Below are 16503 nucleotides of genomic sequence, written 5' to 3' on the forward strand. Positions count from 1 at the left end.
TTTAATATTTATCACCTACAAGGTGTTTTTAAGTGGCAAAGTGATTTATTAGCTAGCTAAACTTAAAAACACACTTGGTTACGCCCTTGCATTTTGGACTCATACATTTTTTCATCTGCGATCTGCAAGGTGTTTTTGTTATTTACGTACGGTTGTAGGGTTGCACCGCCAATACTAATAGTCACAAAGTCATATTCTGAATATCTGTGTAATATTCCTAAATCGACCACATTTTGTTTAATTTTATCAGCAACACAAATTGCACCTTCAGTGCTTGTATGCGGTAGAACAACTACAAACTCTTCGCCGCCGTAACGCGCAACAAAATCGGTTGGCCTTTGCAAACTATTAGTAATAGTTTGTGCAACAAGGTTTAAAACCGTATCGCCTTGCACATGACCATAAAGATCGTTGTATTGCTTAAAGTAGTCTATATCGATGAGTAATAGTGCATAGTCGACTTTTTCTCGTAAGGCGCTTCGTTCCATTTTAGAAAAATGCGCATCAAAATAACGACGATTGAATACCTTTGTTAAATCATCTAGAAATACTTTTTGATTGAGTAAGTCATGTTGCAGTTTCATCGTAATATGGGCGCGCACTCTTCTATATAAAGTTTCCGAGTTAGTTGGTTTCTTTATAAAATCTACAGCCCCTGCTTCCCAGCACTCTTCTTCTTGATTTTCAGATGAGGTTACAAAAATAACGGGGATATCTTGTGTTTCAGATATATTTTTTAATTTTAGACATGTTTCAATACCACTCATTCCTTCCATATTAATATCGAGTAGTATTATATCTGGCGGATTATGTTTACAAATTTCAATCGCATCCTCACCACAGCTCGTTGTTGTTACACTAAAATGCTCTGATAATATTTTTTTTAATACAATTAAGCTTAATAGCTGATCGTCAACGACAAGTACCTTAGAGCTCTTTAAGCTTAATTTCAATTGGTGGTCAGAGTAATTTATCGGCATGGTACAACTGTTTTGTTTTTTTAATTAAACACACCCTATATCACTACATTTTGTTATGCAAATGTTAATAAAGTAAAATTCTACTTATTAGTTATTAATAAAAATGATTTAAGGTGAATCTTTAATGCATAAAAACAAAAAATGAGCCACTTGGGCTCATTTTAAAACTTCGAACACTTAATTAAATTAAGTGTTATTCGTCATCATCTAAATCTAACTGTTGACGTTGAGCAGGTCGAGCTAAAATCTCTACATAGAAAGAGGTCAAACCTTGCTTTTCAATTTCGCCAATTTGGTTACTTAATTCAGCAACGTGCACAACTTGCGCATCTTCAGCTGTGTTACCAAACTTACAGTCAAATGCCCAATAGTCAGCATCTTCAGGTAGCGTTTTATTACGCTCTCTTTTCAAATATTTTTTCACTTCGTGCTTTGCAGCATCAACCATACGAGGGTATTTGATTTTCTCGTGATTTAGCGTGAATGTTTTCTTCATTACGTTCCTAATTACCTTGGTTTAATGATAATGGCATTTCATGTCATACCATTTGACGCCATTATAGCAATTGCATTTAATTTTTGGATGCTTTTTTTTCATTAAATCAATTATTAGCAAATATATAAAGCAGACCCGTTATAAAGCATATATTAACTGGTGATTATTACAATCATATATCACACCGCAATGAGCTGAAGTGGTTGATGTAATGCATCATTATTAAGGCTGTCGTAAAAAGCAGCTGCATCTATAGGGGGATTAGCTAGTTGGGTTTGTTCGCTTTTAATTCTTCTTCTGACGGCAAGCTCACAGTTATCTATTATATTAAGTGGAATATGCTTATCATCATTTCTAATCGCAAGTGGTTCAGGGCTTAAGCATTGTCTTAACTTAATACTAGCCATACCACAGTGCTCTCCTTCTTGAGATATTAATGATGCATTGAATTGTCCAACCAACATATTATATGCATCAGGGGCTAAAAGTTGCTTTGGACCTGCGCCAAATTGCTTTCTTAACGCCTCTTCTTCTATAACTAAATTATCTGTTTCAGTTTTTGGTAAATGAAATTGACTAAAGTCGAGTGCGTCATGTGACAGCATCGCTAATAATAGTGCAAATTCGCCACGGCGATTTTCATGCACACTATTATTGAGTCTACTGTTTAACTGACTCTCTGTGATTAACAAATCATCTATTTGCATAGTCTTTAGCCGATTGTGGTAACTGATAGATATTTATCGGCTTTATTTCAATTTTCTTTAGCTTTTTTCTTTACTTAAATACGCAATTTGCTATTATCAGCGCCGTTGCATTGGAGGGGTTCCCGAGCGGCCAAAGGGATCAGACTGTAAATCTGACGGCTCAGCCTTCGCTGGTTCGAATCCAGCTCCCTCCACCACTTNGCTCAGCCTTCGCTGGTTCGAATCCAGCTCCCTCCACCACTTTTCTTACCGCTAAGTTAAGTGGGGCCAAATGCAATAAAATTAGTGTGGAGGGGTTCCCGAGCGGCCAAAGGGATCAGACTGTAAATCTGACGGCTCAGCCTTCGCTGGTTCGAATCCAGCTCCCTCCACCACTTCTCTACTATTCCTATATTCCTATATTCCTATATTCCTATATTCCTATATTCCTATATTCCTATATTCCTATATTCCTATATTCCTATATTCCTATATTCCTATATTCCTATATTCCTATATTCAGCAACATCAAAACACCCACTGTAAACTCATACCATTTTGTTTTAACCAATTAGATGATGTTTTGTAATCGGGGAAAAACGCCTCTACTCGCTGCCAAAAAGCTTTGCTATGATTTAAATACTTTAAGTGGGCAAGCTCATGAACAATCACATAATCTATAGCGTGGTAAGGAGCACCTATAAGATGTAAATTAAAAGTGAGTTCTCGCTTGCTATTACAACTCCCCCACTTTCGTTTATAAACACCTATTTTTAAATCATTTGGCAACTCTTCACCCATTTGAGTACAGAAATACGCTAAACGCATCTCTATGTATGCAATAAGCTGCTCTTTTAAATAAGTCTCTAATAGCTGTCGATACTTTTGATTAGTGTTTTTAACTCGAGGAGATATTGTAATAAGTAAGTGGTCATCATACGGGGTTACTTTGGAATCTTGGCCTGAGTCCAATTTCAAATAAATAGTTTCTGAAAAAACACTTATTTTTTTAGATTCAAAAGGGTACTGCTTAGTGTCATCAATTGACAATTGTTTTTTTAATTGTTCTGCAACCCACTCTTGTTTGTCAAATAACCAAGTATCAATGTGTTTTTTTGCGACAAAATGTGGCGCATACACAGTTACCTTTTGACTATGCACTTTTATTGCGACTGTTTTGCGTCTAGTACTCTTTTTTAGTTGATATTCAAACACGACTTAAACTCTAAATATAGCATCCGTTTATATAATCCATATTACCATCAATTTTAAACTCTTAGGCATACAGTCGCACCTAACTCCTAATCCACTTTATTATAATAAGCTATAGATTGAGCCGTCTGTTTTATTTGAATTGAAAGTTAAAATATTTTATTTACTTCAATAACAAAAAATAAATAAACTTGGTTAAAATTCGTCACTTTATGGCGCGATTAGAAATAACGGTTCATTTATTAGTAAATTAGATTAAACTTGTAAAATAAAGATTATATTTCGAGCCGTTATGCTATCAGCTTTCTTCATTACAGACCAAGATCCAAGCCTAATACTCAATGGGGTTTACGACCCTCTTCTAGTCTCAATGTCTGTATTAATAGCCATTTTTGCTGCTTTTTTTACTACTAAGCTCATTGATTTAGCAAAAGAGACTAAATTCCCTCGTTATCAACGTTTAGCAAATATAACTGCAGCAACTGTATTTTCTTCTGGTATTTGGAGTATGCACTTTATAGGTATGTTAGCTTTTTCGCTATGTACTAATATAAGCTACGATCCAACAATCACACTACTCTCTTTTCTTCCTGCTTTATTAGCATGTCAGTATGCGGTATCAATACTTGTAAATAGTGATGGAAACTTTAGAGTGCTCAGCATTTGCTCCATCTTACTAGGGGCTGGTATTGGTACAATGCATTACAGCGGTATGGCTGCAATGGAGCTTTCCCCAATGTTGCGCTATGACCCACTGACCTTTGGCCTTTCAATTTTAGTTGCTGTCGCTCTTTCGTTTATAGCGTTATATAGCCGCTTTAATCTTGAAAAATTTTTTCCAAAACTATCATACCTACAAAATAGAGCCATCAGCGCTATAATATTAGGCTTTGCTGTTGCTGCTATGCATTATATGGGCATGGCATCTACACGCTTTGTTGCAACATCTCCTCTTTTATATGACGACGCAAATGCTTCTGCTGGGCTCACTTTTGTAGCCATCGCGGTTGCAACTGCAACAATTGCCATTACAAGCGTAGTAGCGGTACTTAATGGCATGGTCAGATATAAAATGTTACTTGAAGAAAAGTCAGCCGACGAGTCTCGCTTAAACGCAATTTTAGGCACAGCCATTGATGGAATCGTAACGATTGATCACACCGGCATTATTTTGAGCTTTAACGAATCAGCCAGTAAAATTTTTGGCTGGCACGAAAATGAAGTACAAAATCATAATATTAAAATGCTAATGGATGATGCTATCGCGATGCATCACGATAGCTACCTTTCTAAAGCTAAAAATATTGATTTAGGTAAAGTAATCGGTGTTAACCGTGAAATTTTTGCAAAGCATAAAAATGGCCACTTATTCCCGATTCGTTTGGGGATTGGAGAAGTTAATCAGCCAGGGCAAAATCCTCTATACGTAGGCTTCATAACCGACTTATCAGAGCAACGAGCTTTACAAAAAAGCCTTGAAGAAAAAGAGCAAAAATACCGCTCTTTAATGGATAACATGCCAGGTGTGGCTTTTAGGTGTAAATTTGATGATAACTGGACTATGCTTTTTATCAGCCCGAGCATCAACGAGTTAACGGGTTATAACCCTAATGAATTTACTGAACATTGCATTGAATTTAACGATCTAGTTTTAAAATCAGACCAGCAACCTATTGTAGATGCCGTCACAAAAGCCGTAGAAGAGAAACGTCAGTATTCAATCGAATACAGAATTCGCCACAGAAGCGGTAAAATCTTATGGCTTTTAGATAAAGGCAGCATCGACTTTGATACCCAAGGCCAAGCAAAGTGGATTGATGGTGTTTTAGTCGATATTACAGAACGCAAAGAATATGAAGAAAAACTAGAGCAAGCTAAATTTAAAGCTGAAGAAGCTGCTTATGCAAAGCAATCTTTTATGGCTAATATGAGCCATGAAATACGCACCCCAATGAATTCTATAATAGGTTTTAGTGACTTGTTAATGGATACCCCACTTGATCAAGAACAACAAAAGCATTTAGTTACCGTAAATAATGCAGCGCGTTCATTGCTTAGATTGTTAAATGAAATTCTCGATTCCGCAAAACTAGATCGCGGTAAGCTCACTATTGAGCCAATACACTTTAGTTTAAAGCCAGTAATAGACAGTATTATTTCTACTTTTTGGCTAGAAGCTAAAAAGAAAGATTTAGAACTTAAACTTCATATTAAAGAATCAGTAAGTGCTACTTATTACGGTGACCCAGATCGACTCAGGCAAGTACTTACTAATTTAATTGGTAATGCTATTAAGTTTACCGAAAAAGGCTCTGTTACCGTAACTGTTGCTATAACACAAAATCAGCATCTGTTTTTTGAAGTGCAAGATACCGGTATTGGTATTGCAAAAGATCGTATTCAAGCAGTGTTTCAACCTTTCGAACAAGCCGATGGTACTACTACTCGCCGTTTTGGTGGTACAGGTCTTGGTACTACCATAAGCAAACAACTTGTAGAGCTTATGGGCGGAACAATAAACTTAGTAAGTGAGCTAGGTAAAGGCACCTGCTTTTACTTTTCATTGCCGCTTACTTTAGGTGACGAAACTAAAATAGATCATTTTGATGGTCTACACACACAACTGCCTGCACTTAGGGTGTTAGTAGTTGACGATATAGAGCAAAATACAGAACTACTTTCTTTACTCCTGTCACGCGATCAACATGCAGTTACCAAGGCATCTAACGGACTTGAAGCGATTAAAGTATTTGAAGAACAAGACTTTGATGTCATTTTAATGGATATACATATGCCATTGTGTGATGGCATAGAGGCAACACAAAAAATAAGAGCAATAGAAAATCAAAGACAAATTAAATACACGCCAATTATCGCGCTCACAGCCAGTGTATTACAACAAGATAAGCTTACGGCTAAAAAAGCAGGCATGAATGGCTTTGCAAATAAACCCGTCGATATAAATCAGCTAAACCAAGAAATAGCACAAGTGCTTGGTCTTGGTATTGCAAAAGAAATGGTTATATCGCAAAGCGATCCTAAAGCGCAGCATATAGATTTTGAAAAAGGGTTAGCCCTTTGGGGTTCTAAATGTAAGCAACTTACAGAGATTACTAAATTTATTAGTGACAGTAATAAACGGTTCGAAACATTATTCAGTGATAAATTATCAAACATAAAAGATGTCGATAGCACCATTCACACACTTAAAGGTGTTGCTGGTAACTTAGGCCTAATAACATTAATGAAGTTATTAACCGATTTAGAGCAAAAACAAAGTGACGCTAAAGTTATTAGTACTTTAGACGATATAAAAAACGAGCTACTTGTCATCTCACAACTGCTGTCATCTAATACTTGCGATAAGCCAAGTAGTAAACCTGAAGATAATAGTTCTGACACGCTATCAATTGATGAAATTAAGTCACTGTGTAAGACGCTTAATCAAGATGCACAAAATGCAGAATTAAATGATGAGCTACTAGCAAAACTGCAACGCGGCATACCTTCAATCTATAAAAATGAAGTTGATGATATAGCCGAGGCCTTTGATGAATTTGATTTTGATAAAGCACACGTAATACTAGAAACCTTACTTGAAAAACTAACAAACAATGAGTATTAATTAATGGATTTTACAACAGATAGGCCACGAGTATTAATTGTTGACGATGAGCCTGCAAATCTAAAAGTAATGCGCGAAGTGTTAGGTAATCAATATCGTATGTCGTTTGCTAAATCGGGTGATGCCGCATTGGCACTACTTGAAAAAGAACTACCAAAGCTAATTTTGCTAGACATAATGATGCCAGATATGAATGGGTTTGAAGTCTGCCAGCGGGTAAAAAACAATCCTAAAACGTCTCATATCCCCATTATTTTTGTGACAGCTTTGGGGGACGAAAATGATGAATTTAAAGGTTTTGAACTTGGTGCCGTAGATTATATTACTAAGCCAATAAGCCCTGCTATTGTAAGAGCTAGAGTTAAAACTCACTTATCGCTAGTGCAAGCTGAGCAATTAAAACAAGCACATGTAGATTTAGTACAACGCCTAGGCCGTGCTGCTGAATATAAAGATACTGACACTGGCGAACATATAGTGCGTATGAGCCAATACAGCAAAGTATTAGCATTAGCGCTAGGTATGGATGAGCAAAGTGCAGAGCTTTTACGCCAAGCCGCCCCAATGCACGATGTTGGGAAAATAGGTATCCCTGATGCTATCTTACTCAAGCCAGGCAAGTTAACTTCTGAAGAGTTTGAACATATGAAGAAACACGCCATAATTGGTGCACAAATATTAGCAAATTCTTCATCGCCATTATTACAACTCGCTCATAAACTTGCTATTGAACACCACGAAAAATGGGATGGTTCAGGCTATCCTAACGGGATCAAAGGCGAAGAAATATCAATTGAAGGTAGAATTGTTGCCGTTGCTGACGTTTTTGATGCTCTGACTTCAAAACGCCCTTATAAAGAGGCATGGAGTGTAGAGAAAACAGTTTTGCATATGCAAGAGCAAGCAGGAGCTCATTTTGATCCCGCTCTAATCGAACTATTTGTGAAAGAATTAGACGATATTCTTGCTATAAAAAATTCAAATCAAGAAAGCTAATTCTTTTTAGCACTGTGAGAGCCAAGCTCAACATTTGGGTAACAAGATTTTATATAACGATAGTCATGTGACGTAATTTCATGGCTATTGCCACTTTCATCTTTAAAGTACATAGAAAACGTTACACCATGATCTGCTAAAACTACTTTTATATTTAAACTCTCAAGATGAATACGCCATTGAATAAATTGATCCCCTGAGGCCAAAAATGCAATCCCTTTACTACGCCCCTCACCTTCAAAAAGTGCTAAACGAGTTGTTGAACTCGCATCTTCAAGTGTTAAAGGGCCGCGTCCGTCCTCATCCCAAAAGGCAAGCTCGGGTACTACACTAAAACCTAAAACACGCTCATACCACTTAACGGCATCAACCAAGTTATCAACATTTAAATGGCAATGATCAATCCCAGATAATTTAGGTATGCTTGTATTATTCACGTTACTCACCTATTTCTGACTTTAATTGCTCTAAAAAGTCATGCATATACCTTGTACGCCTGTTCGCTTCTGCTTTAGCAGATGGCGTATTCATACTATCGGCAATATGTAATAACTTTATAAAAAAGTGATCAAGCGTGTATGTTTTATCATCAGCCTCGCGTTCAATACAAAAAGGGTCTTCTGGGTTATACAATAACCGAGAAATTGATCCGCCTACTTTCATGCATCGACTCACTCCAATAGCGCCCAATGCATCCATTCTGTCAGCATCTTGTACTATTTGCGCTTCAACTGTTTTAATTTTTATATTTGCGCTGAAACTATGAGCGGCAATGGCATGATGAATCTCATCAAAAAGTGACTCGTCATAATTAATAGATTTTAAAAATTCCAATGCCTTATCGGCTGCCATAGTAGAGGCTTTTGCGCGATCAGGGTGATTTTTAGCAACTGCCACGCAATCGTGCATCCACGCTGCAGGTAATACCACCGACATGTTTGCCTGCTCTGCATTACATAGCTGTATCGCAACACGCACCACGCGTTCTATGTGGGTAATATCGTGAGCTACATCGGCATGCACTAAAGAAGTTATAAATTCTCTACATTGTGAATTAAGTATTTTTAAATCGGGGCTTAAAACGGCGTCAGGCACTATTAGGTTCCAAAAGCTAATGAATCGGTAAATTATCCGTACTTTACCGTGCTTTATGCCCCCCTTGCAAAACATTCATTGTATGTTGCTCCTTGCTTGACTAAAATACAGCGCTTATTTATTACTACTGAGAAGCCTTATGTCATCTGCCGTTTACCTACAAGCTGGTCGCGATAAATCATTAAAAAGAAAACACCCTTGGTTATTTTCAAAAGCCATCAAAAAAATTAAAGGTAAACCTGGATTAGGCGACACAGTAACGATTCACGATAGCGAAGGTAAGTTTTTAGCAACTGCTGCTTACAGCCCTCACTCACAAATTCGCGCACGTGTTTGGAGCTTTGACGAAAAAGAAGTAATCGATCAAAACTTTTTTGAACGCCGTTTACGTCGCTCATTAGAAGCACGTAGCCAAGTAATAGAAGAAGGCGGATTAACAGGGTTTCGATTATGTGCTGCGGAGTCTGATTACTTACCAGGCGTTACAATCGATAAGTTTGATAACGTATTAGTATGTCAGCTACTAAGTGCGGGTGCTGAGCGTCATAAAGGCGAGATTGTTGGCGCGTTGATGTCTATTTTCCCGGGTTCTAGCATATACGAGCGCTCAGACGTAGAAGTACGCACTAAAGAAGGCTTAGAGCCAATAAAAGGCGCTCTTTGGGGTAACGAACCAACACAGCCGGTACTTATTGAGGAAAACGGTTTTAAAATTGAAGTCGATATAATTGATGGACATAAAACGGGCTTTTATTTAGACCAGCGCGATAGCCGCGCCGCACTTGAGCGTTTTTCAAAGGGTAAAACGGTACTTAACTGTTTTAGTTATACAGGTACATTTTCGCTGTACGCCCTGCGTGGTGGATGTGAGCATGTAACTAACGTAGACGTATCTCAACCCGCTTTAGATACAGCAAAACGTAATGTTGAGCATAATAACTTAGATTTAAATAAAGTAAGTTTTGTTAAGCAGGATGTATTTAAGTTACTACGCCAATACCGCGACGAAGGTAGACAGTTTGATACCATCGTAATGGACCCACCAAAGTTTGCTGATAATAAAGCGCAGCTAACCGGTGCGTGTCGTGGTTACAAAGATATCAACATGATTGCTATGCAAATACTAAAGCCAGGTGGAACATTACTAACGTTCTCATGCTCTGGTTTAATGGAACAAAACTTATTTCAAAAAGTAGTAGCCGATGCAGCACTTGATGCAGGTAAAGACCTACTTATAATGGAGCGATTAAACCAGGCAGCTGATCACCCAATTGCTGGCAGCTACCCTGAAGGCTTTTATTTAAAAGGCTTAATCTGTAAGGTTTTTTAATATCTACTATTGAGTTTAACTGGATTCAACTTAGTTAAACTGAATGATTTCAAGACCTGCTGTTACCGTGCCATCATCTTCTTTGCTGGCACGTATTACTTTAGCTGTTGCATTTAAAGGCGCAATACTTGGGTGAGTCGAATCAATGTTCACCGTCAATAATGTATTAGGTTCAAGTAATTCATCTAAATGAATTGATAAACCTGTTGCACTTAAATCTACGCACTCTGCGGCAAAACTTAAACCCGCTATTGGTTCTATCGTTGTTAAATTTGCAGGTGTATTGATCTGCATGCGTCTAAAATTTCGCTTATCATCAGTAAACATACGTTACCTCTAAAAAACCGTGTTAATTTCTTCCAACAAAGCACCCACTGAAAATGGCTTTACAACATATGCGTTACAACCAGCGTCAAACCCTGCTTGTTTTTCAGATGGAGACTCTAGGCCCGATACCATAACAACAGGAATATTTTTTGTTTCAGGTGTGTGTTTTAGCATTCGGCATGTATCATAACCATCAAGACCAGGCATACAAACATCAAGCAAAATTATATCTGGCGGACTCGCAATTGCCGATGCAAGACAGCTTTGCCCTGAATCTGCATAACTAACATCAAATTTCGACGCGAGTGCTGCTTTGAGCATTTCAAAATTAAAATACTCGTCGTCTACCACTAAAAGTCGCTTTGTTTTATGTTCAATCGATGAGGACATAACTATGTCACTTCCTTTTCAAAACAAAAATAAATCCTCCTATTAAGGTACTAAGCTTAATAGAAAATGCAAGTTTTATTCTATCTCTTTTATCGCATTAAGTACTCGCTTAGCCGAAATTGGGTAAGGAGTTCCAAGCGTTTGAGCAAATAGCGACACTCTAAGCTCTTGTTGCATCCAAAAAATAGCGGTTACTTCTTGTGGAATAGGCAAGCCTTTAGGCGTTTTATTAACTACTTTTTTGTACTCTTGAGCAACTTTATCCAGCTCTAGTACGCATAACCTATCACGATTTGGATCCACAGGCAGCTTCTCTAAACGTTTTTGAATCGCTTTTAAATAACGAATTAAATCCGTTATTTTATCTGCGCCATGCGCGCTCACAAAACCTTTAAATATAAGTGACTCAAGCTGTGATTTTATATCGCCATGCGCAGTTATCATGGTTAAATCAACGCGCCCTTTCATTTTTTTATGCAGTGCGTGCGCAATACTTAATACTTGCTCAACTTGCGTTGCAATCGATACAACGGCATCACCGAGCTCACCTCGTATTTGCTCTTTTACTGTTTCAAATACTTTTTCATCGCGTATATCGCCGTGTTTCACTAATAAGCTATCAACACCTGCGGCGATACAGTCATCAATTAAATCAGCTATTTTACCAAATGGGTTAAAGTACAAACCCAGCTTTGCCTTATTCGGTAAGTTTTGTTGTAAGTACTTAATTGGCGACGGCACATTTAACAATACTAAACGGCGCAAACCTTGTTGATGCGCTTGCTGCGCTTTTGCTTCACTATCAAAAAGCTCCACTGCAGCGGCTGATTTTTTATCCACCAGCGCAGGGTATGCTTTTATTTCGTATTGACCTTGTTTTTTAACATATGACGCTGGCAGCTCACCAAAGTCCCATTGTGTTAGGTCTGATTTTTCAATGCCTTTATCGGCTACTTTAGACAGTGTTTCGGTTACTTCACCTTGCAGCTCTGCTTTAAGTTTGGCTAAATCAAGTCCACGAGCAAGTAACTTATCGTGTTCATCACGTACTTCAAACTGCAATCGTAAATGCGGTGCAAGCGCGGTTAAATCCCACGCCTCCATATCAACTCTCACACCTGTCATTCTTAATAAGCGCATAGCTAAAGCATCAATTAAGCTACCTTGCATTGGCTCAATAGCTGCAAGTACTGCATCTGCGTAATTTGGTGCTGGCACAAAATTACGGCGAAGCGATTTAGGTAATGACTTTATAAGCCCACTTATTAGCTCATGTCTAAATGCAGGTATATGCCAGTCAAAACCACTCTCTTGTACTTGATTTAAAAGTGCTACCGGTATTTGTACCGCAACGCCATCAACTGCTTGGCCTGGGTCAAAATGATAAGCAAGCGGCAGTATAATATTGTCTTGCTGCCATGTGTCAGGGTAGTCAAACTCAGTGATATTACTTGCACCATGCTGCATTAGCTCTTCACGAGTCATGTGTAGGTAATGCTTATTTTGTTGTTTTTGTGTTTTATACCATTTTAAAAATGCAGCGCGGTTATTAATTTCTTTGGGTATTTTTTTATCGTAAAACTCAAATAACGTTTGCTCATCAACTAAAATATCACGACGACGCGACTTATTTTCCAGAACTTGAATATCTTCAATAAGCTCACTGTTAAATGCTAAAAAGCCCTCGTTTAAGCCCAGCTCTTGCTCAACTAATGCAGTGCGCACAAAAAGCTCTCGGCTCACTTTAGGGTCTATGTTGCTATAAACACAGCGGCGTTTATTTACGACAAGTAAGCCGTACAAAGTTTGCTGCTCAAACGCGATTACCGCACCTGGTTTTTTCTCCCAGTGTGGCTCTGTATAGCTACGTTTTACTAAATGCTGCGCTAATGGTTCTACCCAGTTAATGTCTATTTTTGCATTTGTGCGGGCATATAATTTACTGGTTTCTACCAGCTCCGCTGACATGATCCATTTAGGGCTCTTTTTAAATAAACCTGAACCCGGAAAAATATGAAACTGACTATTACGTGCACCTTTGTATATTTGCTTCTCATCTTTAAAGCCAATATGGCTCAGCATTCCGCTTAATAACGCTTTATGAACAAGTTCGCCATCAGCCGCTTGGCTGGTTGCTTTCATGCCCATTTCGTTACACACAGTACTTATTTGATAAACAATATCTTGCCACTCACGCAGGCGCATATAGGCTAGGAAATCTTTTTGACACAGCTTTCTAAACTGGCCGTTAGTCAGCTCGCTTTGCTGCTCTTCTAAGTAATTCCATAAGTTCAAAAAAGCGATAAAGTCTGAATCTGGGTCGTCAAAGCGACCGTGTTTTTCATTGGCTGCAGCACGTTTTTCTTGCGGGCGTTCGCGTGGATCTTGAATCGACAACGCCGCCACAATAACAATCACTTCACGCAATGCGCCAAGTTTGTGAGCTGTGAGCACCATTTTAGCTAAACGAGGGTCTACCGGTAATCGGCTGAGTTCTCTACCTGAAGCGGTTAAACTCGTTTTACTATCACGTTTGTCTGGTTTTACTGCTTGTAGTTCTTCTAATAACGATAAACCATCACTTATATTACGGCTATCTGGCGCTTGCACAAACGGAAATTGCGCCATATCACCAAGCCCGAGTGCCAACATTTGCAAAATAACTGAGGCAAGATTAGTACGCAGTATTTCAGGGTCGGTAAACTCTGGGCGCGATAAAAAATCATCCTCAGAGTACAAGCGAATACAAATACCCGCTTCAACACGTCCACAACGACCCATACGCTGATTAGCACTTGCTTGCGATATAGGTTCTATTGGCAGGCGCTGAACTTTTGTACGATAACTGTAGCGGCTTATACGCGCAGTACCTGGGTCTATGACATAACGAATACCCGGCACAGTTAGTGACGTTTCGGCTACGTTGGTCGATAAAATAATATGACGACGAGAATGTGGCGCAAATATACGGTTTTGCTCTGCGTTAGATAAGCGCGAGTAAAGTGGCAATACATCTGTGTGTTTTAAATTACGCTTGCTAAGTGCATCAGCGGTATCGCGTATTTCACGCTCACCGTTTAAAAATATCAGTATGTCACCAGGACCTTCCGCGCACAGTTCGTCAACAGCATCAAAAATACCTTGTAGCTGATCGCCCTCGGCTTCCATATCTTCTTTATTAATATCGGCCGTTGGGTTGTAACGTACATCAACAGGGAAAGTACGGCCCGATACTTCTATAATGGGCGCATCATCAAAATGCTTTGAAAAGCGCTCAGGATCGATGGTTGCAGACGTAATTATTATTTTTAGATCGGGACGTTTTGGAAGTAGGTTTTTTAAGTAACCTAAAATAAAGTCGATGTTTAAACTACGCTCGTGCGCTTCATCTATAATTATGGTGTCGTATTGGTTTAAAAATCGATCTTGCTGAATTTCTGCCAGTAAAATACCGTCAGTCATGAGTTTAACGTACGTATTATTAGAAACCTGATCGCTAAAACGAATTTTAAAACCGACTTGCTGACCAAGTTCGCACTTCATTTCTTCAGCAATACGGTTAGCCACCGTTCGCGCAGCGAGTCGGCGTGGTTGAGTATGGCCTATTAAGCCATCAACACCACGACCAAGCTCTAAACACATTTTAGGTATTTGAGTTGTTTTACCTGAGCCCGTCTCACCTGCAATAATAACCACTTGGTTATTTGCAATGGCGTCTTTAATTGTTTCCTTTTTTTGACTTACTGGCAATTGCTCAGGGTAAGTCACTTTAGGAAGGCCCGCTAAGCGTTTATCACGTAATTCTTGGCTACGGGTTATATCAGCCGCTATTTTTTCAAGCGCGTTGGCATGCTTGTTTTCATCTGTTATTTTTTTTACGCCATGTAAGCGTTTTTTGAAAATGAATTGATCTTTTTTCAAGCACGTTTTTAGCTCGCCAAACAACTGACCTAGGTTTACCACCCGCATACCTTATAAAATTAGTTAAAGAGCCATAATTGTATCAAATTAAACGGCCGGGGTTAATCCTACAAAATGCATAACACGGGGTTGTTTGTTATATAAACGCTGCGATTCACCTAAACTGCGAATAATAAATCTATCTCAAGCAGTTATTTTCAGCGCTAACTGCACTGAAAATAACTGGCTAGCAATAAATGAATTAAAATATCATTGTGGTTCAATATGTTAGTAAATCTCTTAACCAGAGTTGAGGTTAATTAAATTACTTTGGCTTATTCGTCGTTAAAAATGCCCACGTAGGTCGCTTGCGTATTCGATTTACTTGCCCGATACATGCCAGAGGTATTAAACGGCAAGCTAATATTCCCCTTAGTATCAATAATAATAACGCCACCAGTGCCACCAATTGGCTTAAGCACACCGTTTATAACTTCATCTCCAGCTTCAGCTATGGTTTTACCTTGATACTTAACACGCGCACATATATCGCTCGCTACGTTATAGCGAATAAAATATTCACCGTGCCCTGTTGCCGATACTGCGCACGATTCGTTTTCAGCAAATGTCCCAGCACCAATTACCGGCGCGTCACCTACACGGCCATAACGTTTTGCCGTCATACCACCTGTGGATGTACCTGCCGCTAAATTACCGTTTTTATCAAGCGCCACTGCGCCAACCGTGCCCATTTTGTAAGAGTTAGGCAATGCTTTGTGCGCGGCTTGGTACTCTTTACTGGTTGCTTTGGCTTTATCTAATTTTTGTTTTGCTTTTAAAAGCGCTTTGTAACGAGGCTCGGTATCAAATAAGTTATTTTCGACAAGTTCAACACCTTGCTCTTTAGCAAACTCCTCAGCGCCTTGCCCACTAAGCATTACGTGTACAGAGTTGTTCATGACCAAACGCGCTAATTTAATCGGGCTCTCAATATGCTTTACACCCGCAACGGCACCTGCTTCACGGTTTCGACCATCCATTATGGATGCATCAAGCTCATGCCCGCCATCGTAAGTGTATACCGCTCCACGCCCTGCATTAAAATAAGGCGATTGCTCTAATACTGTAATTGCCGCAGTTACCGCATCTAAACTTTCACCGCCTTGGTGCAATACTTTATAACCTGTCTCTACAGCCTCTGTTAATTTAGCGCGGTACTGCTTTTCTTGGGCGGGTGTAAATCGTGCTTTTTCTATTGTCCCTGCCCCACCATGAATCGCAATGGCAAAAGGAGTCTCTGCAGCGAATACGCTATTACTTAAAGCAAAAAGGCTGCTCGCAAAAATTGCTAATAAGGGTGTTTTCATAATGAGTTCTTTTATGGGAAAGTTATAAACTAATGTGAATGGTTGCGGGCTTAATTTCAACTAAAGTGAGTTTAATGGCATAAAAAAAGCGCCTTAAGG

Annotated in this window: 13 protein-coding genes and 2 tRNA genes; 5 read left to right on the top strand and 10 right to left on the bottom strand. The window is 38.9% G+C overall.

Translation table 11 applies throughout. From position 1 onward, the window contains the following. Positions 1-62: 62 nt before the first annotated feature. The 3 genes from I6F47_RS05545 to I6F47_RS05555 all read right to left on the bottom strand — a co-directional run bounded on the left by I6F47_RS05545 (position 63) and on the right by I6F47_RS05555 (position 2183). Entirely contained in the window at positions 63-980 is a 918-nt protein-coding gene (locus I6F47_RS05545) for a GGDEF domain-containing response regulator (protein ID WP_024598317.1), read from the bottom strand. A gap of 193 nt (positions 981-1173) precedes the next feature. Further along, on the bottom strand, positions 1174-1476 hold the full coding sequence (locus tag I6F47_RS05550; protein WP_002961433.1) for a DUF6172 family protein: 303 nt from the start codon (positions 1474-1476) through the stop codon (positions 1174-1176). 179 nt (positions 1477-1655) lie between these two features. Further along, positions 1656-2183 (bottom strand): VC2046/SO_2500 family protein, encoded by a 528-nt coding sequence (locus I6F47_RS05555; protein WP_197183487.1) that lies wholly within the window; start codon positions 2181-2183, stop codon positions 1656-1658. Positions 2184-2295: 112 nt separating this feature from the next. Between I6F47_RS05555 and I6F47_RS05560 the strand changes: the two genes are divergently transcribed. Together I6F47_RS05560 and I6F47_RS05565 are read left to right on the top strand one after the other, a co-directional pair. Beyond that, a tRNA-Tyr gene (locus tag I6F47_RS05560) sits at positions 2296-2380 on the top strand. 92 nt (positions 2381-2472) lie between these two features. Further along, a tRNA-Tyr gene (locus tag I6F47_RS05565) sits at positions 2473-2557 on the top strand. Positions 2558-2690: 133 nt separating this feature from the next. Here the strand turns inward: I6F47_RS05565 and I6F47_RS05570 are convergent. Beyond that, complete coding sequence (locus I6F47_RS05570) at positions 2691-3323, bottom strand: M48 family metallopeptidase (RefSeq protein WP_442960271.1); 633 nt, start codon at positions 3321-3323, stop codon at positions 2691-2693. 343 nt (positions 3324-3666) lie between these two features. On the opposite strand from I6F47_RS05570, the gene I6F47_RS05575 reads away from it, so the two are divergent. Both I6F47_RS05575 and I6F47_RS05580 read left to right on the top strand, forming a co-directional pair. Next, the gene (locus I6F47_RS05575) at positions 3667-6999 is read left to right on the top strand and encodes an MHYT domain-containing protein (protein WP_197183488.1); all 3333 of its coding nucleotides are present in this window, start codon (positions 3667-3669) and stop codon (positions 6997-6999) included. A gap of 3 nt (positions 7000-7002) precedes the next feature. Continuing rightward, positions 7003-7995: a response regulator gene (locus tag I6F47_RS05580; protein WP_169045026.1), complete on the top strand. Its 993-nt coding sequence runs from the start codon at positions 7003-7005 to the stop codon at positions 7993-7995. On the opposite strand, the gene I6F47_RS05585 is transcribed toward I6F47_RS05580, so the two are convergent. Then, the gene (locus I6F47_RS05585) at positions 7992-8432 is read right to left on the bottom strand and encodes a VOC family protein (RefSeq protein ID WP_197183489.1); all 441 of its coding nucleotides are present in this window, start codon (positions 8430-8432) and stop codon (positions 7992-7994) included. The genes I6F47_RS05580 and I6F47_RS05585 overlap by 4 nt on opposite strands. 1 nt (position 8433) lies before the next feature. After that, positions 8434-9165 (bottom strand): HD domain-containing protein, encoded by a 732-nt coding sequence (locus I6F47_RS05590; protein WP_206006098.1) that lies wholly within the window; start codon positions 9163-9165, stop codon positions 8434-8436. A gap of 64 nt (positions 9166-9229) precedes the next feature. Between I6F47_RS05590 and I6F47_RS05595 the strand changes: the two genes are divergently transcribed. Continuing rightward, positions 9230-10420: a class I SAM-dependent methyltransferase gene (locus I6F47_RS05595; RefSeq protein ID WP_007581068.1), complete on the top strand. Its 1191-nt coding sequence runs from the start codon at positions 9230-9232 to the stop codon at positions 10418-10420. 30 nt (positions 10421-10450) lie between these two features. Here I6F47_RS05595 and I6F47_RS05600 read toward each other — a convergent pair whose 3' ends face one another. From I6F47_RS05600 to I6F47_RS05615, 4 genes are all read right to left on the bottom strand, one after another. Then, on the bottom strand, positions 10451-10747 hold the full coding sequence (locus I6F47_RS05600) for a PilZ domain-containing protein (protein WP_007581065.1): 297 nt from the start codon (positions 10745-10747) through the stop codon (positions 10451-10453). A gap of 9 nt (positions 10748-10756) precedes the next feature. Beyond that, positions 10757-11137 (bottom strand): response regulator, encoded by a 381-nt coding sequence (locus I6F47_RS05605; protein WP_007581064.1) that lies wholly within the window; start codon positions 11135-11137, stop codon positions 10757-10759. A 75-nt stretch (positions 11138-11212) separates the two neighbouring features. Then, positions 11213-15100 carry an ATP-dependent RNA helicase HrpA gene (gene hrpA, locus I6F47_RS05610; protein WP_197183490.1) on the bottom strand — a complete coding sequence of 1296 codons (3888 nt, stop codon included), beginning with the start codon at positions 15098-15100 and terminating at the stop codon, positions 11213-11215. A gap of 272 nt (positions 15101-15372) precedes the next feature. Further along, positions 15373-16404, bottom strand: a complete 1032-nt coding sequence (locus I6F47_RS05615; RefSeq protein ID WP_121954328.1) for an isoaspartyl peptidase/L-asparaginase family protein — start codon at positions 16402-16404, stop codon at positions 15373-15375. Between the last annotated feature and the right edge of the window lie 99 nt (positions 16405-16503).

It is taken from the genome of Pseudoalteromonas sp. NZS37 (assembly GCF_015864265.1).
Lineage (GTDB): Bacteria > Pseudomonadota > Gammaproteobacteria > Enterobacterales > Alteromonadaceae > Pseudoalteromonas > Pseudoalteromonas arctica.